The sequence below is a fragment of the Gemmatimonadota bacterium genome, assembly GCA_040882465.1.
Classification (GTDB): Bacteria; Gemmatimonadota; Gemmatimonadetes; order Longimicrobiales; family Gaopeijiaceae; genus JBBEBG01.
Window position 1 is genome coordinate 1 of record JBBEBG010000017.1, and the last position, 22546, is coordinate 22546.

Genomic DNA, 22546 nt, shown 5'->3' on the forward strand with positions numbered 1-22546 from the left:
ACCTCCCCAACCCCCGCGCATCAAATCCGTCCATGGCTGCTTGGGACAGCGTAATACGAGCACGGGACACGGAAACCACTCGACCTAAAGCCATGGTTGGTTGGGACGCCTGGATGAGTGCTTGGGACGTCGATCCGGGTGCTTTGGACACCTGGATGGGTGCCGGCACGTTCAGGCGTCTGGAGGACGGCGGAACGGAGGACGCCGGGAGGGAGGACCGCGAAAAAGGGGGGACTACGAAACGCGGGACGCCGGGACGGAGGAACGGAGGACGCGCGGAACGCCGGAACGGTCGGAACGCTGGAACGGTCAGCACGCCGGTGCCGGCGGAATGCGTGGACAGACGAATTTCGGGGACTGACTGAAATGCTCGAACGGGTCGCAGTGGGAAGTCCTACCCGACCCTTAGGGCCCTCCTACCCCCGCAGTCAACTCTCGGCCACCGCCGCCCTGGTAGACGTACTCGAAGGTCACGCAGCCGGGCTGGGCTCCCGGGCAGTAGTACCCGTGGAACCGAACCTTCGCGTAACGGCCGTCGCCGGTCCGCACCGCATATACCGCGGGCCGGGGGTTCAGGAGATGGCTGAAGTACGAGTATTCGTACCAGTCCTCCAAAGGAGCGGCAAGGGAGTCCGACTGGCTCACTTCGGTGCCAACGTATCCCTCTTCGGGAAGCACCACGAGTGAATCGAAAGAGATCACTCCGAGATCCTGGATTCCACCGAGCCCCGCAAATCCCCGGCCTCCGTTCACGACTACCTGGAAACGGCGAAAGGCCAGGTCCCATTCGAATGGGCGCGGGTCCGCGACGATCGAACCCTGGGCAAACGAGAAATATTGCCAGCGTGCAGCGTCCCTGGCGTCCACCGTGTAGACGAGTGGGCCCACGAGACGCCCATCCGCGAGACGGGGCTCCATCGGTGTAGGCGCAAAGGTCGGCGGCTCGGGACGACTGATCGTGAGCGCGATATAGGCGATCGCGCAGGCGAGCACGACGGAAGCGATGACGATCCGGCTCCGGCTGCCCGGCATGGTACGGTCCGTGGAAGGATCAGGCCTGTTCATCGGGAGCGGTCGGACGAGTTGGAGCCGAGACGCCGAGCATCAGAGGGCCGGACCCCGCGAGGCCGGATGCCCCGGGGGAAGCAGGCGCGTAGGCCGTGGGCGCGAGGCCGAGCGTCATGAGGGCGACAGGCGCGAGCCCGGCGGGCGCGGGGGTTCGACGATAGCCAGTGTCAGCGCCTGCAAGGCAAGGATGGGTGGTGGACCGCGAAGGTGGGGGCGGTTCAGCTAGGGCGGGCGGGCGGCCGCGCAGGTGGGGGCGGTTCAACTATGATCGTACCGTTTCGCGGCGGCTCCGCTCCGCGAGTGCCCGTTCGCCGGTCAGCGGGTGCGCTCTGGAACGTCTCCCGACCCTTCGGGGGAAGTCGCGGACCCTCCGCTGGCCTGAAGCACCGGGGTGGCCAAGCGGCGCGCAGGCCCCTCCCAATGGCATTTCGGGCACCAACGCCACTCGAAGGCAGGGGGAAGAAGCCGGTGCCAGCGGGGCCGGAACGCTACCGTTGCGTCGAAACACGCGGGACACCTCCGCACGGGGCGCACGATGGCCGCGCTGAGGCCGAGAAGCACGATGAAGCGCAGGAACACCAAGAAGGAAAAGATTGCCACGATCGCCAGCTCGAACCTGCTCACGCTGCACCCCTCCTGGTCGCTCTGCGCCTGTCGTGACCCGTCCGACGGGTTTCTTTCGCAAACCTATGGGGGGGAGGTGCCGGGAGGCCAGGGGCCGCCGGAAAGGCCCTGCCGTGACTGGATTTGCCTGGCACTAGAAGGGGGAATCAGAAGGGGAGCCGGAAGGAGCACCTGAAGGGGGGGGCCGGGGGAGGACGGGAAAGCGAGCCGGAGGGAGAGCCGAAAGGAGAATCAGAAGGGGAAGAAGAGCGGCGTGACGAGGATGGTCAGGACGGCGACGAGAAGAGTGAGTGGAACTCCGAGCCGCAGGTAGTCCGCCCTGCGATAACCGGCAGGCGCCATGACGAGAGCCGGCGCCGGATGCGAGACTGGAGATGCGAGCGTGGTCGCGGCGATCGCCACCCCCATCACGAGGGGATACGGAGAAACGCCCAGGAAGTCGCCCGCCGCGAGCGCCACGGGGGCCATGAGAACGACGACCACCGTGGCCGGGATGAACTGGCCGGCCAACGCCGAGACCGCGACCAGTACCGCCAACATGAGGGGAGCACCCAGCCCCCCCGCGCCGTCCAGAAGCGCTTCCCCGAAGAGGGCGACTGCCCCGGTTTCGTCCAGCGCCGCTCCGAGAGCGAGCATTCCCGCGATGAGCACCAGGGTCGGCCACTCGACGGCGCCGTAAGCCTCGTCCGTCGACAGGCAGCCGGTCAGGACCATGAGGGCGGCGCCGCCGAGGATTCCGACGGCGACAGGAATCAGCCCGAACATCACCGGGAGAAGTGATCCCACCGTGATGAGGATCGAGAGGGGAGCCAATCGAGGCTCGGGTTCGTCCCCCTCCGGGAGCCGGAGGAGAATGAGATCGGGCTCGCGCGCGAGCGCTCGCTGGTTGCGTCGTGGGCCATAGAGAAGCAACGCGTCTCCAAACTTGAGGACCTCGTCGCGAAGCTCCGCGCGAATGACGCCTCCCTCGCGGACGATTCCCACGACGTGCATTCCGAAGCGGCCCCGAAAGTTCACCTGCCGAAGCGTGCGGCCCACCAGCGAGCTCCGCGGGGCGAGCACGGCCTCGGTGAAGCCGGCATCCGCTCCCTCGAGGAGCCCCGCATCCACGGGCGTATCGAGGTCCACCTCCAGGCGTTGAAGTCCCCGGAGGACGATCATGTCATCAGGGCGGGCCTTCACCAGGAGGTGATCTCCGACCTCCAGCCGAAGGTCGGGCCCGGGAAGGAGCCGGACCCGCCATCCTCCGGCAGGACCATCCCCGACGGTGGGAGCGCCGGCATCCCCGCCAGAGCCTGCGCCGTCATCCCAATCGGTGTCCGAGCCGCCGTCCCCGTCGGTTTCCGCACCCCCTTCCCCGCCTGTGTCCGCGCCGCCAGCCCCGCCTGGGTCGCTCGCAACGGCGAGCACGGTGAGGCCCGCCGCGTCCCCGAGCCGCGTTTCCGCGAGCGTACGTCCCGCCATGAGCGAATCGGGGGTCACGCGAAGCCGCCACAGGCGTTCCTCCAACTCGAACTCGCGCACCGCCGCCGCCGCCGTCAGTGGCTCGAGGCCCTCGACGTCCGATCCGGCGGCCAGCTCCGCCAGCTTGTCGCGGGGACCCTGGAGGAGGAGCTCATCCCCCACCTGCATCGGCGTGTCCACGATGTGCGTGCGGCGGAAAGCGTCATCCCGCACGAGCGTGAGGACGAGGATCCCACGGCGTGCCCGCAGGTCGAGCTCGGCCGGGCTCCGGCCGACAAAAGCCGATCGGCGAGCCACACGGGCTCTCGCCAGGCCGACCTCCGGCGACTCGAGCCACTCCGGGTTCATCGCTCCTCCGCGTCCGGCGAGGTGCCTTCGGCCCCTGAGCTCGAGGAAAAAATCGGGCCTTCCCTGCACGAGAACGCGATCGCCACCGCGCAACGTGGTTTCGGGTCCCGGCGCGCGAATCGTGCGCCCCTCGCGCAGGAGGGCCAACACGTGAACGCCGAGGGCCGAGTCGATCAGGCTCTCGGCCAGCGTCTTCCCCGTGAGGAGGGACTGCCGCGGAACCTTCAGGTAAAAGAGCCGCTCGCTCAGCTCCACGTCCTCGCGGATTCCGGACCGGTCCACTTCCCCGACCGGGAGCCGGGGCTCCCGGGTAGGAAGCAAGCGGGGCCCCACCGTGGCGATCAACAGAGTCCCGGCCGCGAGGATGACGATCCCGATGGGAGTAAAAGAAAAGAGGCCGAAGGGCTCGAACCCGGCGGAGCGGAGCGCGTCCGCGGCGATGAGATTCGGCGTCGTCCCCACGAGAGTGAGGAAACCTCCCATCTGAGTCCCGAGGACCATCGGGATCAGGAGCTTCGACGGAGGAATCGCCGCGCGGCGCGCGATTCCAACGACCACGGGGAGCATCATCGCCGCGACTCCGACGTTCGTCATGACCCCGGAGAGGATTCCCGACACGAGCGTCACCGCGACCATGACGCGGACTTCCCCGTTTCCGGCGACGCGCAGGATCCATTGCCCGAGGACCTCTGCGACCCCGGTGCGCGAAAGGCCCGCGGAGATCACGTACATCCCGGCAACCGTCAACACGGCGGCACTCGCGAAACCCGCGAGCGCCCGTTGCGGGGGGACAAGTCCCAGGATCGCGACCACGACGAGGACCAGGAGCGCGATCAGGTCCGAGCGCAGAAGCCCCGTGACGAGGAGGAGAATCGTGGCCGCGAGGACAACGAGCGCCAGCAGTATTTCCGTGGACATGGCGTGACTAAGCTATCAGTCGGAGGCACCGCGACAAATTTCTTGACAGCGAAGAAAGGGGAGGAGATACTGGGGTCACGCTTCGAGCACGGCACGTCGTTTCAGGTGACGTAGGTCACCCAATGATGGACTCGAAGAAGCAGCCGCTGGGCGGGACGCCGCTGCGGCGGAATCGGGAAAGAACTAGGAAGCTTTCCTGAGGGTGGAGGAGTCGCTGGTCTCCACTGGCAAACCCGAGAAATCGGGAACTTCGAAACGCGGACGACCGAAAGCGATTCGAAGAAAGGCAGGGCCAAACCGACCATCCGCACGTGGATGGAGCCTAGGACGGAATGGCAGCCGCCAGCGCAAAGTGAGCCCCCCGGGTGGCACGTGTACCCCGGGGGGCTCCTTAGTTTTTATGGGGACCATGTTCAGAACATCTCGGAGGCGTCGGGGGCCGAGGGTTCCTCGTTGGCCCCGTAGCGATCCGGGATGAAGTCTCCGGTGATCATCTGCCCGTACGATTGCCCCGGCCCCACCATCGGGTAGACGCCGGCGTCGGGATCGATCATGACCTCTAGGAAGGCGGGCCCGTCGAACTCGATGAGCTCCCGGGTCAGCCGCTCGATATCCTCCTTCCGTTCCAGGCGGCGCGCCCAGCGAAATCCGTCCGCCTCGGCCGCCTTCACGAAATCCTTCTTGTGGAGCGACTTGTCGCTCGCGGACAGCCGCCCCTTGAAAAATAGCTTCTGCCACTGCTTGACCATCCCATCCCCGAAGTTGTTCATTACCACGACTTTCACGGGGAGGTCGTAGGTGGTGACGGTTTCGAGCTCTCCGAGATTCATGCGAATGCTCGCGTCACCATCAACGTCTATGACGACCCGATCGGGACGCGCGAACTGCGCCCCGATCGCGGCGGGGAGGCCGAACCCCATCGTCCCCATGCTACCGGAAGTGAGCCAGAGGCGGGGCTCGCAAAAATCGAAGTATTGGGCCGCCCACATCTGGTGCTGCCCGACCCCCGTCGAGATGATCGCCTCCCCGCGCGTCAGGGCGTTGATCGCCTCGATCACGTGTTGGGGCTGGATGAGTGGGCTCTCCCTGTCGTAGTTGAAGGAGTAGGTGCGCTTGAGCTGGGACACCTCCCCGAGCCATGGCGCGCTCCCCTTCACCGTATTCCGCTCCCGCCCGTATTCGGTCAGGCGCACCAGCGCCCGGGCGAGGTCCCCGACGTGGTGCCAATCCACGTGCTTGACCTTGTCGATCTCCGAGGGATCCACGTCGAAGTGCGCGATGCGCTTTGCCTTGGGCGCGAAGTTCGGCGGGTCTCCCGCCACGCGGTCGTCGAAGCGCGCCCCGATCGCGACGAGGAAGTCGCAGTCGTCCACGGCGTAGTTGGCGAAGGCCGCGCCGTGCATCCCGAGCATCTTCAGGGAGAGCTCGTCCGTCGTGTCGAAGGAGCCGATTCCCATCAGCGTCGTCGCAACCGGAATCCGGAAGGCGCGTGCGAAGTCGCGGAGCGCCTCGGAGGCCTCGGCGTTGATCACGCCGCCTCCAGCGTAGATCAGGGGTCGCGCGCTGTTCTCCAGGAAGTCGAAAAACTCGTCGCACTGCGCATCGGTCAGGAGGCGCTCCCGGACCTGCTGAAGGCGCTTTCGGTAACCGGGGATCGAGAGCTGCCCCTCGCCCTGGAAGACTCCCTCCCAATTCTGGACGTCCTTCGGGACGTCTACGACCACCGGACCGGGGCGCCCCGTGCGGGCGATTTCGAAGGCGGTGCGGACCGTCGCTTCGAGGCGGGTCGCGTCAGTCACGAGGAAGACGTGTTTCGCCACGCCGGCGCCCATGATGGCGGAGACCGGAGCCTCCTGGAAGGCGTCCGTGCCGATCGAGGCCGTGGGCACCTGCCCCGTGATCACGACGATCGGGATCGAGTCCGCCATGCAGTCGCGGACTGGCGTGACGGTATTCGTCGCCCCGGGCCCCGAGGTCACGAGCACGACCCCGACCTTTCCCGAGGCGCGCGAATACCCGGCCGCCATGAAGCCCGCGCCCTGCTCGTTCGCCGGGACGATCAGGGGCATCGGCTGCTTGTCGCCGACAGCGTGTTCGGCGTTGTACCGGAAGACCGCGTCGTAGGTCGGGAGGATCGCCCCTCCCGAATAGCCGAAGATCACCTCGACCCCTTCGTCGGCGAGCACCTGGAGGATCATCTCCGCCCCGGTCATCCGCTTCCCCGCGAGGGGGTGAGGATGCGTTCCCGAAGGGGCCGCGGACCCCGGCCCGGCGACGGCGGGAGCCTCGGGCCCGGCCCCCTGCGCGGACGCACGCCTCCCAGCCGCCTGGGCGGGCGGGGGGGTCGGCCGTATGCCGGTTGCGGCTTCTCCGCGGGTGCGCGAGGTTTTCATTCCCCTAAATTCTGTCATTTCTCCGGCCAAACACAACCGATGGCGCTCAAGAGGCCGGCCCGGACCCCATGAGACACGTCCTCTCCATCCTCCTCCAGAACGAGAGCGGAGCCCTCGCCCGGGTGGCTTCCATGTTCTCCACCCGGGGCTTCAACATCGAGGCGCTGAGCGTCGCGCCGACCGAGGACGAGCGGGTTTCGCGGCTGACCCTGGTGACGATCGGAACCGAGGACGTGATCAGCCAGGTGACCAAACAGCTCGCGAAGCTGATCGATGTCGTCGCGATCGCGGACCGAACCGGAACCCACCATATCGCGCGCGAGCTCGGGCTCCTGAAATTCGCCGTGTCCGCTGACGCGGCGGAGGCCTTTTCCAGCCTCGTGGAGAACTACGGCGCGCGGGTCCTCGACGACGACCCCGACCATTTCACCATCGAGGTGACGGGGAACGAGCGGCAAGTCGAGTCTTTCCTGGAGGCCGTCCCCGAGGGCGTCGTGGTCCTCTCCGTCGTGAGGAGCGGGCCTCTCGTCATTTCCAAGGGGCCGCAGGCGCTCCTCTAGGGCGCGCAGTGGGTCCTCCCCTCCCTCGGTTCAGGGATGGATCGGGAGCGCTCGGCTCCCCCGGGTCAGCGCCTCCTCCATTCCCGCCAGCGGATCCCCCACGAGCTCGGCCCCTTCCGGGGTCTCGAGGACGAAGCCCGCATCGCGAATCATCTCGAGGTCGGCGCGGGCCGCTTGCCCTCGGGTCGTCAGGTAATCCCCGATGAAGATCGAATTCGCCGGATAGAGTCCGAGCGGCTGGAGCGAACGGAGGTGGACTTCCCGCCCTCCCGCGATCCGGATCTCCTGCGAAGGGAGAAGGAGGCGGAAAAGGGTGAGGACGCGGAGGCACCGCCGTGGGTCGAGGTCGCTCAGCGCCTCGAAGGGCGTTCCGGGAATCGGGATGAGAAAGTTCACCGGGACACTCGTGACCTCGAGCTCACGGAGGGCGAGTCCCAGGTCCACGATGTCGTCGTCGGACTCTCCCATGCCCACGATCCCGCCGGAGCAGGTCGTGATTCCGGCGGCGCGGACATTCTCCACGGTCCGCTTCCGGTCCTCGAAGGCGTGCGTCGTGACGATTTCCGGGGTGAACCGCGCCGAGGTGTTCAGGTTGTGATTGACGCGATCCACGCCCGCTTCCTTCAGCCGGATCGCCTGCTCCTCGCTGAGGAGTCCCAGGCAGGCGCAAACTTTGAGGTCGTAAGTCGCTTTCACCTCGCGGACGGCGTCGAGGACCTTCCCGAAGACCCGCTCTCCGGGGGAGCGGCCCGAAATGACGAAGCAGAAGGTCCCGCTCCGGAGCTCGGCCGCGCGCCCGGCGGCCTCGAGAATCTTCTCCCTGGCGAGGAGCGGATACTTTTCGATCTCCGCCGCCGAGATCTTCGACTGTGAGCAATAATGGCAGTCCTCGGCACAGAGCCCGCTCTGCGCATTCAGGAGGAAGTGGAGGCGCACGCGGTTGCCCCAAAAAGTGCGCCTGACCCGGTACGCTGCGGCGAGCTGGTCGAGGAGCTCTTCGTCGCGGGCGCGGAGGACCGCGAGCGCATCGGCGCGGCCGATCGTTTCGCCGGCGAGCGACTGGTCGGCGAGGTCGTGCCAGCGCGTGGGATTTTCGGATGTCTTGATCAAGGAGCCATTGCCGGATCGGGGTCCAGGTCGAGCGGAACTAGGGCACCGAGCCCGGCCCGTTCCGCGGCGGAGGCCAGCGCTTTCGGGCTGCGCGGGTCGGCCACTGGAGGGAAGGTCGTAACGGGGACTCCCGCAAGCAACTCGCGGAGCGCTCGCAGGTTCGATTTGTCCCCGCCCCATCCCGCCCCGCCCCCAGCATTCAGGACGACCCCGCGGACCGCGAGCCCCGCACTTCTCGCTGCCTCCAGGGTGAGGAGGGTGTGGTTCAGCGCACCGAGCCGGTCGGCGGCCACGACGATCAGATCGAGCCGCCAGCGCCGGAAGAGCGTGTCGAAGCGGATCTCGCGCGTCAGCGGGACGAGAAGGCCCCCGGCCCCCTCCACGACGATCGCGTCTTTCCCCCTGGCGAGCGTCTCGAAGGCCTGGTCGAGCGCCGCGAGGTCCACCGCGGTTCCCGCCCGCTCCGCGGCGATCCAGGGGGCGAGGGGGTCGGGGAGGACGACCGGACAGACCAGCTCCAGCGGGTCCCCGCCCCCGGCGGCCGCGGAGAGGAGGGCGGCGTCGCTCGCTGGGTCCCCACGCCTCACTCCGGTTTCGACGGGTTTCATCCCGGCGACGGTTCGGCCCCGGGCGCGGAGGAGCGCGACCAGCGCCGCCGCGACGACGGTCTTTCCGACCCCCGTATCCGTCCCCGTCACCGCCAGCCGGATCATCCGGCCTCCAGGAAACGTTCGATGACTTCGTACACGCGCCCGATTTCCTCGGGCGTGATGCAGTAAGGAGGGAGGAGGTACACGACGTTGCCGAGGGGACGGAGGAGAATCCCTTCTTTCAGCGCGAAGCGGTGGAGTGCGGGCCCCGCTCCCGCCAGGTATCCGTCCTCGCCCGCGAGGTCGAAGGCACCGACCGTTCCCAGGACACGAGGGCTTCGAACGCGAGGGTGGGCCGCGAGGCGCTCGAGGTGTGTCCGGTGCGTCCGCTCGATGGCGGCCCGACGGAGCTCGCATCCCTCGTCCAGGAGGGCAAGCGTGGCGCGGGCGGCGGCGCAGGCAAGGGGACTCCCCGTGTAAGAGTGCCCGTGGAAGAAGGTCCGGCGGCGGTCGGTCGTGCGGAAGGCCTCGAAGACCGCTTCCGTCGCAGCGGTCGCTCCGAGGGGAAGGAACCCCCCGGTGAGCCCCTTCGAGAGGCAGAGAAGGTCGGGCTCCACCCCCGCGCCGCCGCAGGCGAAGAGGGGCCCGGTCCGGCCGAATCCCGTGAGCACCTCATCCGCGATGAGAAGGACCTCGTGCTCGCGGGTGAGGCTTCGCAACTCTCGAAGGACCTCCGCTTCCCACATCCGCATGCCACCCGCGCCGAGAAGGAGAGGCTCCACGATGACGGCGGCGACCTCGCTCCCTCGCGCATCGAGGAGCGCGCGGAGGGCCGCCGGGGCGTTGCCTTCGGTGGGATCGGGGAGGCGCTCCACCTCGAAGAGCCGGTCGCGGAAGGGATCGGTGAAGAGGCCGCGCGCGCTCACGCTCATCGCCCCGAAAGTGTCCCCGTGGTACGCATGTTCGAGCGCCACCACGACGTGCCGGGGGTTCCCCCGATTCGCCCAGTACTGAATCGCCATCTTGACGGCGACCTCGACCGCGGTGGACCCGTCGTCCGAATAAAAGACCCGCGACAGGCCCGGGGGGAGCCGTTCGACGAGCTCCGCGGCGAGGCGGGCGCCGGGCTCGTGCGTGAAGCCGGCGAAGATCACCTGCTCGAGGGCTCGCGCTTGTGCCGCGATCGCGGCCGCGATCTCCGGCCGGGCGTGGCCATGGAGGGTGACCCACCAGGAAGAGATCGCGTCGAGGATCGCTCTTCCGTCGGCGTCGAAAAGGTACGCCCCTTCGGCCCGGACGATGGGAATGGGCGGGTCCGCCACCCCATGCTGCGTATAGGGATGCCAGACGTGCGCGAGATCGAGCTGCGCCCAATCCACCGGACTCGGATTCACGCCGCCACTCCAGCCGCGGTCACCCCGCGGCAGGGGGAAGGAGCTCGCCCAGGGCGCGGAGAAGCCCGTCCAACTGACCGGTCGTGTGCTCGGAGCTCACGCCGACGCGGAGGCGGGAGGTCTCCGCGGGGACGCTGGGGGGCCGGACCGCGCCGACCAGGTATCCTCTGGCTTCGAGGTCGTGCGCGATCCGGAGGGTTTCCCCCGCGTCGCCCACCCGGAGCCCGGTGATGTGCCCCGTTCCCTGCGCCGGGACGGAACGCCCGACTTCGGCGAGCCCCTGCCGGAACCGGCGCGCGTTGGCGACCAGCCGCGCCCTTCGCTCCGGTTCCGCCTCGACGATCTCGAGCGCCGCGAGGGCCGCCGCAGCCACTGCGGGGGGGGGCGCCGTGGAAAAGACGAAAGGACGGGCCCGATTGAGGAGCCACTCCCGGAGCGCCGCCGAGCCGGCGACAAAAGCCCCGGCCGCGCCGAAGGCCTTCCCGAGCGTCCCCATCACGACATCCACCTCTCCCTCGACTCCATAGAGCTCGGGAGTCCCCCTTCCTCCCTCTCCCAGGACCCCGACCCCGTGGGCATCGTCCAGATAGATGCGCGCGCCGTATTCGCGGGCCGTCTCCACGAGGGCGTCGAGAGGGAAGAGGTCCCCTTCCATGGAATAGATCCCTTCGACCACGATCCATCGCGCGCCGGGGAGGTCGCGGTCTTCGCCCAGGCGTCGGTCCAGGGCGGAGAGGTCCCGGTGGGGGAAAATCCGCACCGTCGCCCGCGAAAGGCGGCAGCCGTCTATGAGGGAGGCGTGATTCAGCTCGTCGCTATAGAGGAGATCGCCGGGGCCGGCGAGCGCGGGGAGGGCGCCCAGGTTCGCGGCGTAGCCGCTCCCCAAAAGAAGGGCGGCCGGGGCGCGCACGAAGGCCGCCAGCGCCCCTTCAAGCGCGAGGTGGACCGGATGTGTCCCGGAAATCAGGCGGGCGGCCCCCGCTCCCACGCCCTCCCGCTCGAGGACGTCGGCCGCGGCCTTCGCGGTCCGGGTGTCCGTCGCGAGACCCAGGTAGTCGTTCGACGAGAAGTCGGCGAGGCGCCGGCCCTCGATCTGGACCAGGGCCCCCGGGAGGCGCCGCATGGGACGGTCGGAGCGGCGGAGCTCCTCGGCATCGAGCCGTGCCAGGAGCGAGCCAAGCTCCTCGTCGAGAGGAATGCCTTTCCCGACCGCCGTTCCTCCCGGCGACCCCCGCTCGACCGTCATTTCCCTCAGATCCCGATGTAGGCCCGCCGCACCTCGCGGTTGCCCAGAAGTTCGTGACTGGTTCCTTCGATCGCCACGGATCCGCTTTCGACCACATACCCCCTTGCGGCCACCTGGAGCGCGGCGTGCGCGTTTTGCTCCGCCAGGAGGACCATGGTGCCGCCCGAGTTGATGCGACGGATCGCGGCGAACACTTCCTCGACGACCAGGGGCGCGAGGCCGAGGGACGGCTCGTCCATGAGAAGGAGCTTGGGCCTTGCCATGAGCGCCCGGCCGATGGAAAGCATCTGCTGTTGGCCTCCGCTGAGGGTGCCCGCCGCGTGGCGGGCCTTTTCGCGGAGCGCGGGAAAGAGGCCGAACACCTCCTCGAGGGAAGCGCGGACTTCGTCGCGTTCCTTCCGGCGCACATAGGCGCCGAGGATCAGATTCTTGCGAACCGATGCCGCGGGGAAGAGGTGCTTTCCTTCGGGAGACTGCGCGATCCCACGGCTCACGATCGCGTGTGGCGGGAGCCCGCCGATCTCTTCGCCTTCGAAACGGACGCTCCCCTCGGCGACCGGCGCGAGCCCGCTAATGGCGCGGAAGAGAGTGCTCTTCCCGGCCCCGTTGGCGCCGAGGAGGACGACGATCTCACCGGGCCCGACCCGCAGGCTCACGCGGCGGAGCGCTTCGAAGGTGCCGAAGCGGACGCTCACTCCCTCCAGCTCAAGCATGGTGCGCCGAGCCGAGGTAGGCTTCGATCACGAGCGGGTCGTCGCCGATCTCGGCGGGAGTCCCCTCGGCGATCTTCTTCCCGTGGTGGAGAACGACCACGCGGTGAGCGAGCTCCATCACCATCCGCATTTTGTGCTCCACGAGGCAGATCGTGATGCCGAGCGCGACGAGGTCGCGGATGAGTGTGGTGATCCCCGAGGTCTCCTCCGGGTTGATGCCGGCCGCCGGCTCGTCCAGGAGGAGGAGGCGGGGGTTCGTCGCGAGAGCGAGGGCGATGGCGACGCGTTTGCGTGCTTCCTGCGAGATCCCCGCCACTGGAAGGTTCTCCAGGTCGAGGGCGCCCACGATGCGGAGGGCCTCCCGTGCCCGTTCCCGGCTCTCCTCTTCTTCTCTCCGCAGCCGCGGTGTCCTGAGGATCGCGTCCCAGACGTTGCTTCTCGTCCGCAGCCGGTGCCCCACGATCACGTTGTCGAGGACCGTCGCGTCGGCGAAGAGCTGGGTCGTCTGAAAGGTGCGCGCGACGCCGAGGCGCGCGATCCGGTGCGGCGGGAGCTTCGTCACGTCGGTGCCGTCGAAGAAGATCCTCCCGGCGGTCGGGAGGTGGAACCCACTTACGAGGTTGAAAAAGGTCGTCTTCCCCGCGCCGTTCGGCCCGATGATCGCGGTGATCTCCCCGGGGGGAACCACGAGGTCCACCCCTTCCACGGCGTGGAGGCCGCCGAAGTGTTTCCCGAGCCCTTCCACCTGGAGGAGCGTTTCCGCCATCAACGGAGCTCCGCTTGATCGGAGGGGGAGGCCGAGGCCGGGGTCGGGCGGATGAAGGGACCCCGGTCGCCCCCGCGCGTGCGCCAGTTGAGGGCGACCCGGTGCGCGAGCCCCGCGATTCCCCTGGGAAAGAAGATCATCACGAGAACCACGACCGGCCCGAGAAACATCATCTGATGCTCCTCGAAGACGTGGAGACCTTGTAGGAGAACCGTGACCGCGAGTGTCCCGGCGAGGGGGCCCGCGAGCGACGCAACGCCGCCCAGCATGAGATAGACGAGCATCATGAAGGTCATGAGGACGCTCCCCATCGCGGGCCCGATGTACCCGAGGAAGACCGCGTAGAGCGCTCCTCCGAGCCCGGCGAAGGCGACGGAGATCACGAAGGCGAGCCGGTGGGTCCGGCCCACATCGATTCCGACGGCGCGCGCGAGATCCTCCCCATGATGCACGGCGAAGAGAGTGCGCCCCACGAGCGAGGTCACCAGGCTCCAGACCAAGTAGATCGTGAGGATGAGGAAAAAGAGGGCGAGATAATACTGCGAAACCAGCGACTCGAAGCGGAGTGGCCCGATCGGTGTGGGCGGCGGAATCCCGATCAGCCCGTCGGTCCCCCCCGTCAGGCCCTGCCACCGCTCGATCACGATCGTGATCATCACGCCCACCGCGAGCGTGAAAATCGCGAAATAGTCGTGGCGGGTGCGAAGCGCCGCCATCCCGACGAGGAAGCCGAGCGAGCAGGTGATCGCCAGCGCCAGGGGAAGCGCGAGCCAGAAGGAGAGCCCGTACGTCGTCATGAGGATCCCCGTCGAATACCCCCCAATCCCGAAGAACCCTGCGTGCGCGAGGGAGAGCTGGCCCATGCGCCCGAGCATGATGTCCATCCCGTAGACCGCGATCGCGGTCACGTAGGCCGTGACGATCACGCTCACGAGGAAGGGGTTGTTCACCACCAGCGGAAAGAGGATCGCCGCGAGGAGGAGGGCTCCGAGAACGACGATCCGAACGCGGGATCGGACCGCGCTCATACGCCCTGCCTGAAGAGCCCCGTGGGGCGCACCGCGAGGACGAGCACCAGGAGAGCGAAGGCGATCAGCTCGGAATAGGCGAAGGCGATGTAAGTCCCGGCGAAGTTTTCGGCCAACGCGAGAACGAAGGCTCCCACGATCGCGCCGGGGACGCTTCCCATCCCCCCGAGAATGACGATCACGAACGCCTTCAGCGTGATGACCGTTCCCATGTAGGGGTAAACGAGGACGGTCGGCGCGATGAGCGAGCCGGCCACCGCGGCGAGCCCCGCCGAGATCGCCACGGTCATGAGCGAGACCCGTCTCGTGTCGATCCCCACCAAGAGCGCTCCCTCCCGATCCTGCGCCATGGCCTCGATGGACATCCCGAGGACGGTCCGCTTGAGGAAGAGGTAGAGGGCGGCCATCGTCGCGACGGCGGCGACGATCACGAGGACCCGCTGCTGCGTGACCGTGACTCCCAGGACGCTCACGACACCATCGAGGGGGGTGGGAGTCGCGTGAAAGTCCGGACCCCAGATCATGTCCGCCCCGCCCTCGAGGACGAAGAGGACGCCCAGCGCGGAGATCATGTAGTGAACGGGCGAGCTTCCCTGGAGCGGCCGGAAGATCACGCGCTCCATGACCGCGCCGATCGCGGCCAGCGCGAGAACCGACGTCGCGATCGCGAGAGGGTAAGGAGCGCCGACCGAGCTCACCATCATGAAGGTGACGTACGCCCCGCCCATGTAGAGCGCGCCGTGCGCGAAGTTCGGAATCTTGAGCACGCCGTAAACGAGCGTGAGCCCGAGTGCCACGAGGCCGTAAATGCTCCCGGTGGCGATCCCGTTCGCGATCTGTTGGAGAAAGAGGCTCACGGCGTCGGGCGCGCCATCATGGAGCCGGCGGGGGGACCGGGAAGGCCACAAACTCCCCGTCCACGACCTGCGCCGCGTAGACCTGGCGCGCGATGTACCCGCTCGCTGCCACCCCGGAGAAGTCGAGGAGCCTCGCGGACTCCGGAGCCTGCCGAGCGGCCGCGTCCATCTGTGCCCGGATCGCCGCCGCACCGGTCGTCGTCCCCGCGAGCGACATCGCGGTGGCGACCGTATGGAGTGCCTGGTAATTGAGCGCCATCTCCGACACCGCGGGCCGGGCATCCGGGCCGAAACGCTCGTAATACCGCTCCACGAACTGCGCGACGCCCGGCCCGGGATACGTTTCCTGCGGGTGGACCCCGACCGCCCCTTCGAGCATCTCGATCGAGATGATGTCAATCATCTCTTCCATCTTCGGCTGGTCCATCATGAGAAAGCCACCCTGGAATCCCTGTTCGCGCGCCGCCCGGACCACGAGCGCGGTCGGTTGGGACGGACCCCCGATGAAGAGGACGTCCGGATTGTCGGCCAGGGCACGGCTCACCGCGGCCGTGAAGTCGGTCGTGGTGTTGTAGTCGAGCCCGTGGTCGCGAAGAACCTCGCCCCCCTGGCGGCGCCACTCCGCGGACACCACCTCCGTCCAGGCCCGGCCATAGGTCGTCGTCGTCGGGAGGAGTCCGAGGCGAGTTCCGAAGCGGCGCATCGTCGTCTCGACGAAAGGCGGCGCGTACCCGTCGTAACGGGGCGGAATCATGACCGTAAGCGGATTCCCCGCATCGAGGATGCTGGGTTCGCTCGAGTATGCCATGAGGAGAAAGGTCGGGTCCCGGGTGTTCATCCCCTGGAGAGCCAGAATCCCGCCCGCGTGCGAGACGAAGATGACTGGAGTGCGGTTCTGCTGAAGGAGCCGGCGGGCATTGGTCGCAGTCTCGTTCGGGAGATACCGATCGTCCAGGGAGACGAGCTCGATGCGAACCTGGCGTCCGTCCACTTCGATCCCGCCCGCCGCGTTGATCTCGTCCACGGCCATCTGCAGGCCGCTCTGGGCGTTTCTTCCGTAGAGCGCGGCACCCCCGCTGAGCGGCCCGCTGTAGCCGATCGCGACGACATCCCCGTTTTCCTCGGCGGCGCACGCCCCGAGACTCAGGACCAACCCCGCGGCGCAGGCCGTCAGAAGGTGCCGGAGTTCTCTCATCATCCCCTCCAGAGAAGTGATCCTGGGAGTCCGCCCTACCACACCCCCTGCCCGCCGTCCACCACCACTGTCTCCCCCGTGATGTACGCCCCCGCGTCCGAGGCGAGGAGGAGTGCGACCCCCTTGATGTCGTCGGGTCCCCCGAAACGGTTCAGGGGAATCCCCTTCAGGAACTCGTCCCCCTTGGCGTCGAGGACGCCGCGGGACATTCGCGTCGGAAACCACCCGGGAGCGATTGCATTCACCCGGATCCCGTATTGGCCCCAACTTCCGGCGAGGGCTCGGGTGAGGGAGACGACCGCCCCCTTGCTCGCGTTATATCCCGCTGTCTCGATGCTCCCGGGGCGCGACCCCTTGAAGGCGGCGACCGAGGCGATGTTCACGATCGAGCCGCCCTCACTGCGCTCGATCAGCCGCTTCGCGACGGCCCGCGCCATCAGGAAAGTCCCGAGGACGTTGACCGCGAGAACACGCTCGACCTTCTCGGCCGGCATCTCGACCGCCGGCGCGCCCCAGGTGATCCCGCTGTTGTTCACGAGGATCTCGACGCCCCCGAAGCGCTCCACCGCCGCGGCCACGACCTCTTCGACCTCCTCCTCGGAGGAGACATCGCATCCGAGGGAGAGCGCCTTCCCTCCTCTTCCTTCCAGCTCGGCGGCGACCTCGTCGCACGCTTCCTTCTTCCGCGAGCAGAGGACCAGGTTGGCTCCAGCCTCGGAGAGCGCCTCGGCCATGTACGCGCCCAGCCCTCGCCCGCCGCCGGTCACGATAGCCGTCCGGCCGTCGAGGCGAAACAGGTCCAGAACGCTCATCCTCTCGGGCCTCCCGCCACGTAAAGGACCTGCCCGGTGACGAACCCGGCCTCCTCCGAGGCGAAGAAGAGGATGGCGGCCGCGATGTCTTCGGGATAACCGACGCGCCGGACCGGCGTCTCCTTCGCACGGGCTTCCATGAACTGTTCGAAGGGGACACCGATGCGCTCGGCGGTCGCCTTCGTCATCTCGGTGACCACGAAGCCGGGAGCTACGGCGTTCGCCGTGACCCCGTATGGGCCGAGCTCGATCGCGAGCGTCTTGGTGAAGCCCTGAAGCCCGGACTTCACCGCGGCATAGTTGGCCTGCCCACGATTTCCGAGAGCGGAGGTGGAGGAGAGGTTCACGATGCGGCCGTATTTCTGCTCCACCATGTGCTTCTGCGCGGCGTGGCTCATGTGAAAGGCCCCGTAGAGGTGGACCTTCATCACGGAGTCCCAGTCCTCGGCGGTCATCTTGAAGAAGAGGTTGTCGCGGATGATCCCGGCGTTGTTCACCAGGATGTCGAGGCGGCCGAAGCGGACGACCGTCTCCTCGACGACCCGCTGCGCGTCTTTCGGGCTCGTCACGTCGCCTTGCACCCCTATCGCGTCGAACCCCTTCGCGGCGAGCGCCTCCGCGGCCGCGGCCACTTCCGATCCGTCAATGTCCATCAGGCAGACCTTCGCGCCCTCCGCCGCGAACCGCTCCGCCGTCCCCCTCCCGATCCCCCGGCTCGCCCCGGTGATCAACGCCACCCGCCCCTCGAGTCTGCTCATTTCGTTCGTTTCACTCCGTCGTGAAGCGGAGGCTGAGCCCCCGCGGTCAGAGACCCCCGCCGGACCTGGCGAGAGACCATGAATGCTCGACGATCGCGCGAACCGTCCTTCCCATTCCTTCGAAGCGGGGATCCCGCGTTTGGCCGCGAACCCACCGAGCGTAGATCTGCTGGAGGATGACCGCAAGCTTGAAGTAGGCGAAAGGGAGATACCACGCCATTTCTCCGAGGTCGCGCCCGCTCTCCCTCGCGTAGAGCTCCGCGAAGTCCCGGCGTCCGGGAAATCCGGGTTCCCGCGTGATCGTCGAGAGGAACTCGGAAAGCGCGGGAGGATCGCCGGGCTCGAGCCAGTATGAGAGTGAGATCGCGAGGTCCATGAGAGGATCTCCGATCGTGGCCATCTCCCAGTCGAGGACCGCGACGATCCGCGAAGGATTCCCGGCGTCGAAGAGGAGATTCTTCAGATGGTAGTCGTTGTGGATGATCGAGGGCGGCGGGCTCTCCGGGACCCGCCTCGCGAGCCAGGCGGTGAGCGGCCCGACCTCCGGAATCTCCTCCGTCTTGGCCCCTTCGTACCGTCCGATCCATCCGTGCGTCTGCCGCTCGAGGAACCCTTCGGGATGCCCCAGGTCCGAAAGCCCTGCCTCCTCGATGTTCACGTCGTGCAGCTCCGCGAGGGTCCGGACGACCGTCTCTCCGACGCGGCGGGAAAGCGCGGACGACGGCTCGATGCCGTCGGGGAAGCCGAAGGCGATGACGGCACCCTCCCGGTACTCCATCACATGGAAGGGCGCACCGAGGATGGACGGATCCTCACAGACCGCAAAGGGACGTGGAGCGAGGGAAAAGACCGGATGGAGCCGCTCGAGGAAACGGGCCTCCCGCACCATGTCGTGCGCCTTGGGCGGCACGGGGCCCAGGGGGGGACGGCGGAGGACACCCCGCCATCCCCCCACCTCGAGGAGATAGGTGAGATTCGAGGCGCCCGTCGGGAACTGGCGAATGCGGAGCGCCCCAGGCGGAAGGTCGGGAATGGCCGTCCTCAGGAACCCGAGGACGATCTCGGGAACGAAGTCTTCCCCCTCCCGCACCGGGATCGTGCGCGCCCCCGCCTCGGTCACCGCGCCCCCCCCGCGATCACCCGGCTCGGGATCCGGGCGAGCCTTCCGTCCCTGATCTCACCGATCAGGTCGCTCGCGCCCACGTCCACGACGAAGCGGAAGGCGTCTTCGCGATCGTTTCGCTGGAACCACCGACCCGCCCGCCCGACCCGCACCAGCTCGGGGATCCGGTCGCGGTAACTCTCGCCCAGCTCCCGCGCGAGCCAGGCCCCGTCGTTGAGGGTCCAGCGGGAAAGCTCCATCCGCGAGAGGATGGCGGCCGCCCCGGCCAGGTCCTCCAGCGCGAGGCGACCCATGGACCCCGCGCAGACGATGTGAATGGAGTCGGGTGACTCGTCCTGGAGGAGCCGCGCCACGGCCGGCGCGTTCCGGAGGCTTGCCAGGAGGACGCGTTCGGCTCCCGCCACCGCGGCGATGGCCACCGTGCCATTGGTGCTGAGGAAGATGACGTCCCGGCCGGCGACCTTTTCGGGGGGGTATTCGTCGGGGAAGGGACCGAGATCGAATCCCTGAACGAACTGGGCGCCCTGCTCGCCGCCGCGCAGGCGCATGCTCGGATCGAGCAGCTCGCTCTGCGCCTCGGCTTCGGTGAGGGTCGCCACCGGACGGACGCTCCGTGCCCCGTTCTCCAGAATCGTGAGGAGGGTCGTCGTCGCCATGAATACGTCGATGACCACGGCGGTGGAGCCGGCCAGCCGCTCGGGCCGGATCTCCTCCCGGGTCGTCAGCACGCGGAGGCGTCCGGTCACGGGCGCACCCCCCTCACCCGGCCCGGCTCCGCTCCTCGCTCCTCAGCTCCCGCTTCAGGATCTTCCCCGTCGCGTTCATCGGGAGGGAGTCCCTGAACTCCACCATGCGCGGATACTTGTAGGCCGCCATTTTCTCCTGGCACCAGGAGATGATCTCGTCCTCGGTCACCTCCGCCCCGGGACGGCGCACGATGTACGCCTTGATCTCCTCGCCGAGCTCGTCGTGCGGCACTCCGACGACCGCGGCGAGGGATACGGCGGGGTGTTCGGCCAGGACCTCCTCGATCTCCCGCGGATACACGTTGAACCCCCCGCGGAGGACCAGGTCCTTCAGGCGGTCCATGATGAAGATGTATCCGTTTTCGTCCTTCCGGCCGAGATCGCCCGAGTGGAACCAACCGTCGCGAATGGCCTCCGCGGTGGCTTCGGGGCGGCCGATGTACCCCTTCATCACGTTGTGGCCCCGGATCACGATCTCCCCCATCTCGTTCGGAGGGAGCTCGTTTCCCTCGGGATCCACGACCTTGACCTCGGTCCCGAAGATCGGGAGGCCGACCGAGCCGACCTTCCGCGGGAGGTCGGCCTGGTTGAAGGTCGAGGTGGGAGAAGTCTCCGAGAGTCCGTACCCTTCGAGGATCGAGACCCCGAAGGTCTTTTCGAACTCGGCCAGGAGCTCCACCGGCATCGCGGCGCCGCCGGAGTTGCAAAGGACCAGGTTTTCGGCGATCGGCTTCGTGTCGATCTCGTGCTCCCGGGCGCAGTTCAGGAGTCCCCAATACATCGTCGGGACCCCCGCGAAAAGCGTGACCTTTTCCCTCTGCATGAGGTCCAGAACGGACTTTGCGTCGAAGCGCGGTACCAGGACGAGACGGTCACCGGCCAGGATGTTCGCGTTCATCTGGACCGTCTGGCCGTACGAGTGGAAGAGGGGGAGGGTGATGAGGATCGTCTGCCTCTTCCGCTGATCCACCGCCTTCGACGACATCATCCGCGACACGAAGGCATTGGTCAGCATGTTGCTGTTCGTGAGCTCCGCGCCTTTCGCGCGTCCGGTCGTCCCCGACGTATAGAGGACGACGGCCGTGTCGTCGGGGGCGCGGTCCGTCGTCGAAAAGGTGGAGGCCTGCCCCATGGTCAGCTCGCCGAAGGACATCGCGCCTTGGATCGGCGAAGCCGCGCCCATCTCCCGCGTCAGAACGACGAAGTCCCGGCAATCGGACGCCTGGCTCGCGCCCTGGTGGCCCATCTGCGCCATGGGCAGCTCCGGGGAGCCCTCGAAGCAGAGATACGCCTTCGCCCCCGAGTCCTGGAGGTGATAGGCGATCTCGCCGCCTTTCAGGAGGACGTTCAGCGGGACGACGACGGCCCCCGCCTTGAGGATCCCGTAATAGGCGATCGGAAAGTAGGCGATGTTGGGGCAGGAGAGTGCCACCCGGTCGCCGGGCTCGATTCCGCGAGCGCGGAGCCCATTCGCGACCTGGCACGCCATGGCGTTGAGCTGGCCGTAGGTGAGACGCGTCGGTCCCGAGACGATCGCCTCGCGGTCCGGGTACTTCCGACCCGGGTCATCCAGAACCATGGCGAGGCTCAGCATCCGCTCGCCTCAGTTGCTCCCGAAGACCTCGAAGATCCCCGCCGCGCCCATCCCGCCGCCGACGCACATCGTGACGAGCCCGGTTCCGCCTCCTCGCTTCCCCAGGGCGTGAACGATCTGCGTGGTGAGCTTGGCTCCGGTCGCGCCGAGCGGATGCCCGAGGGCGATCGCGCCGCCGTTCACGTTGGTGCGCTCCTCGGGGAACCCGAGATCACGCATGACCGGGAGGACCTGCGCGGAGAAGGCCTCGTTCAGTTCGATCATGTCCACGTCGTCCAGGGTGATCCCCGCGCGGGCGAGGACCTTCGGGACCGCCTTGATCGGGCCGATGCCCATGATCTCGGGGGGAACTCCAGCGGTCGCGAAGGTGACGAGGCGAGCGAGGGGTTTCGCGCCCACTGCCTCGGCGCGCTCCCGGCTCATGATCACGACCGCGGCGGCGCCGTCGGAAAAGGGGGAGGCGTTCCCGGCCGTGACCGTGCCGTCCACCTTGAAGGCGGGGCGGAGCTTGGCGAGGCGTTCGAGCGAGGTGTCCGCCCGCATCAGCTCATCGCGGCAGAACTGCTTCTCCTCGACGACTTTCTCCGTTCCTTCCCAATGCTCGTTCTGGATGGGAATCGGAACGATCTGGTCGGAAAAGGTCCCATTTTCCCAGGCGGCCACGGCGCGCTGGTGGCTGCGAAGCGCCCACGCGTCCTGGTCGGCGCGCGAGACGTTCCACTTCTCGGCCACGCGCTCGGCGGTGAAGCCCATCCCGATGTAGGACCCCACCATCTCCGGATGGAGCTCGGCGCGGTAGCCTCCCGGGGGCGTGCGGCTCATCATTTCGACCCCGCCGGCGATGACGACCTCCGCCATCCCCGTCATGATCGCCTGGCTCGCCATCGCCACCGTCTGGAGCCCCGAAGAGCAGAAGCGGTTCACGGTCACCCCGGAGACGTCCACCGGGAGACCCGCGCGGAGCAGCGCGAGGCGCGCGACGTTGACCCCCTGCGGGCCCTCCGGATTTGCGCACCCCCAGATCACGTCGTCGATCCGCGCCTCCTCCTCGCGCGGGATCCCGGCGCGACGCACCGCTTCGCGGATGACCGCCGCGGAGAGGTCGATCGGGTGGACGCCGGCGATCCCTCCGTCTTCCTTGCCGCGGCCCACGGCGCTTCGGACCGCGCTCACGATCAGTGCTTCTTTCATCCCTCCCCCTTTGGGGTGCGCGTGTCCTTCGGGCGCAGTCCCGTTGGC

General features: G+C 67.8%; 20 protein-coding genes. 1 reads left to right on the forward strand and 19 read right to left on the reverse strand.

Going from position 1 to position 22546, the window contains the following annotated elements:
- Positions 1–405 precede the first annotated feature (405 nt).
- The 4 genes from WEG36_04840 to ilvB all read right to left on the reverse strand — a co-directional run bounded on the left by WEG36_04840 (position 406) and on the right by ilvB (position 6635).
- The gene (locus WEG36_04840; protein ID MEX1256926.1) at positions 406–1032 is read right to left on the reverse strand and encodes an HmuY family protein; all 627 of its coding nucleotides are present in this window, start codon (positions 1030–1032) and stop codon (positions 406–408) included.
- 351 nt (positions 1033–1383) lie between these two features.
- Positions 1384–1692, reverse strand: a complete 309-nt coding sequence (locus WEG36_04845) for a hypothetical protein (GenBank protein MEX1256927.1) — start codon at positions 1690–1692, stop codon at positions 1384–1386.
- A 231-nt stretch (positions 1693–1923) separates the two neighbouring features.
- On the reverse strand, positions 1924–4422 hold the full coding sequence (locus tag WEG36_04850; GenBank protein ID MEX1256928.1) for an SLC13 family permease: 2499 nt from the start codon (positions 4420–4422) through the stop codon (positions 1924–1926).
- Between the two features lie 413 nt (positions 4423–4835).
- Positions 4836–6635, reverse strand: a complete 1800-nt coding sequence (ilvB, locus tag WEG36_04855) for a biosynthetic-type acetolactate synthase large subunit (protein ID MEX1256929.1) — start codon at positions 6633–6635, stop codon at positions 4836–4838.
- A 248-nt stretch (positions 6636–6883) separates the two neighbouring features.
- Between ilvB and ilvN the strand changes: the two genes are divergently transcribed.
- On the forward strand, positions 6884–7375 hold the full coding sequence (ilvN, locus tag WEG36_04860; protein MEX1256930.1) for an acetolactate synthase small subunit: 492 nt from the start codon (positions 6884–6886) through the stop codon (positions 7373–7375).
- 30 nt (positions 7376–7405) lie between these two features.
- Here the strand turns inward: ilvN and bioB are convergent, their stop codons facing one another.
- Genes bioB through WEG36_04935 form a run of 15 tightly spaced genes read right to left on the reverse strand, consistent with a single transcriptional unit; the run spans position 7406 to position 22498 of the window.
- Entirely contained in the window at positions 7406–8485 is a 1080-nt protein-coding gene (gene bioB, locus WEG36_04865; GenBank protein ID MEX1256931.1) for a biotin synthase BioB, read from the reverse strand.
- Complete coding sequence (gene bioD, locus WEG36_04870) at positions 8482–9198, reverse strand: dethiobiotin synthase (protein MEX1256932.1); 717 nt, start codon at positions 9196–9198, stop codon at positions 8482–8484. The genes bioB and bioD overlap by 4 nt, the downstream gene beginning before the upstream one ends.
- Positions 9195–10469, reverse strand: a complete 1275-nt coding sequence (locus WEG36_04875) for an adenosylmethionine--8-amino-7-oxononanoate transaminase (GenBank protein MEX1256933.1) — start codon at positions 10467–10469, stop codon at positions 9195–9197. Before WEG36_04875 ends, bioD begins: the two co-directional genes overlap by 4 nt.
- A 19-nt stretch (positions 10470–10488) precedes the next feature.
- Positions 10489–11715: an 8-amino-7-oxononanoate synthase gene (locus tag WEG36_04880; protein ID MEX1256934.1), complete on the reverse strand. Its 1227-nt coding sequence runs from the start codon at positions 11713–11715 to the stop codon at positions 10489–10491.
- A gap of 5 nt (positions 11716–11720) precedes the next feature.
- Complete coding sequence (locus WEG36_04885; GenBank protein MEX1256935.1) at positions 11721–12428, reverse strand: ABC transporter ATP-binding protein; 708 nt, start codon at positions 12426–12428, stop codon at positions 11721–11723.
- Entirely contained in the window at positions 12421–13194 is a 774-nt protein-coding gene (locus WEG36_04890) for an ABC transporter ATP-binding protein (GenBank protein MEX1256936.1), read from the reverse strand. The genes WEG36_04885 and WEG36_04890 overlap by 8 nt, the downstream gene beginning before the upstream one ends.
- Positions 13194–14222: a branched-chain amino acid ABC transporter permease gene (locus tag WEG36_04895; protein ID MEX1256937.1), complete on the reverse strand. Its 1029-nt coding sequence runs from the start codon at positions 14220–14222 to the stop codon at positions 13194–13196. The genes WEG36_04890 and WEG36_04895 overlap by 1 nt, the downstream gene beginning before the upstream one ends.
- Positions 14219–15079, reverse strand: a complete 861-nt coding sequence (locus WEG36_04900) for a branched-chain amino acid ABC transporter permease (protein ID MEX1256938.1) — start codon at positions 15077–15079, stop codon at positions 14219–14221. Before WEG36_04900 ends, WEG36_04895 begins: the two co-directional genes overlap by 4 nt.
- A 16-nt stretch (positions 15080–15095) precedes the next feature.
- Positions 15096–16277, reverse strand: coding sequence for an ABC transporter substrate-binding protein (locus tag WEG36_04905; GenBank protein ID MEX1256939.1), 1182 nt, complete (start codon positions 16275–16277; stop codon positions 15096–15098).
- A 32-nt stretch (positions 16278–16309) separates the two neighbouring features.
- Positions 16310–17086, reverse strand: a complete 777-nt coding sequence (locus tag WEG36_04910; GenBank protein ID MEX1256940.1) for a glucose 1-dehydrogenase — start codon at positions 17084–17086, stop codon at positions 16310–16312.
- The gene (gene fabG, locus WEG36_04915; protein MEX1256941.1) at positions 17083–17844 is read right to left on the reverse strand and encodes a 3-oxoacyl-ACP reductase FabG; all 762 of its coding nucleotides are present in this window, start codon (positions 17842–17844) and stop codon (positions 17083–17085) included. Before fabG ends, WEG36_04910 begins: the two co-directional genes overlap by 4 nt.
- Positions 17845–17890: 46 nt before the next feature.
- Positions 17891–18964: a phosphotransferase family protein gene (locus WEG36_04920; GenBank protein MEX1256942.1), complete on the reverse strand. Its 1074-nt coding sequence runs from the start codon at positions 18962–18964 to the stop codon at positions 17891–17893.
- Positions 18961–19713 carry a 2-phosphosulfolactate phosphatase gene (locus tag WEG36_04925; GenBank protein ID MEX1256943.1) on the reverse strand — a complete coding sequence of 251 codons (753 nt, stop codon included), beginning with the start codon at positions 19711–19713 and terminating at the stop codon, positions 18961–18963. The genes WEG36_04920 and WEG36_04925 overlap by 4 nt, the downstream gene beginning before the upstream one ends.
- 13 nt (positions 19714–19726) lie before the next feature.
- Complete coding sequence (locus WEG36_04930) at positions 19727–21307, reverse strand: long-chain fatty acid--CoA ligase (protein MEX1256944.1); 1581 nt, start codon at positions 21305–21307, stop codon at positions 19727–19729.
- 9 nt (positions 21308–21316) lie between these two features.
- Entirely contained in the window at positions 21317–22498 is a 1182-nt protein-coding gene (locus WEG36_04935; GenBank protein ID MEX1256945.1) for a thiolase family protein, read from the reverse strand.
- Positions 22499–22546 lie beyond the last annotated feature (48 nt).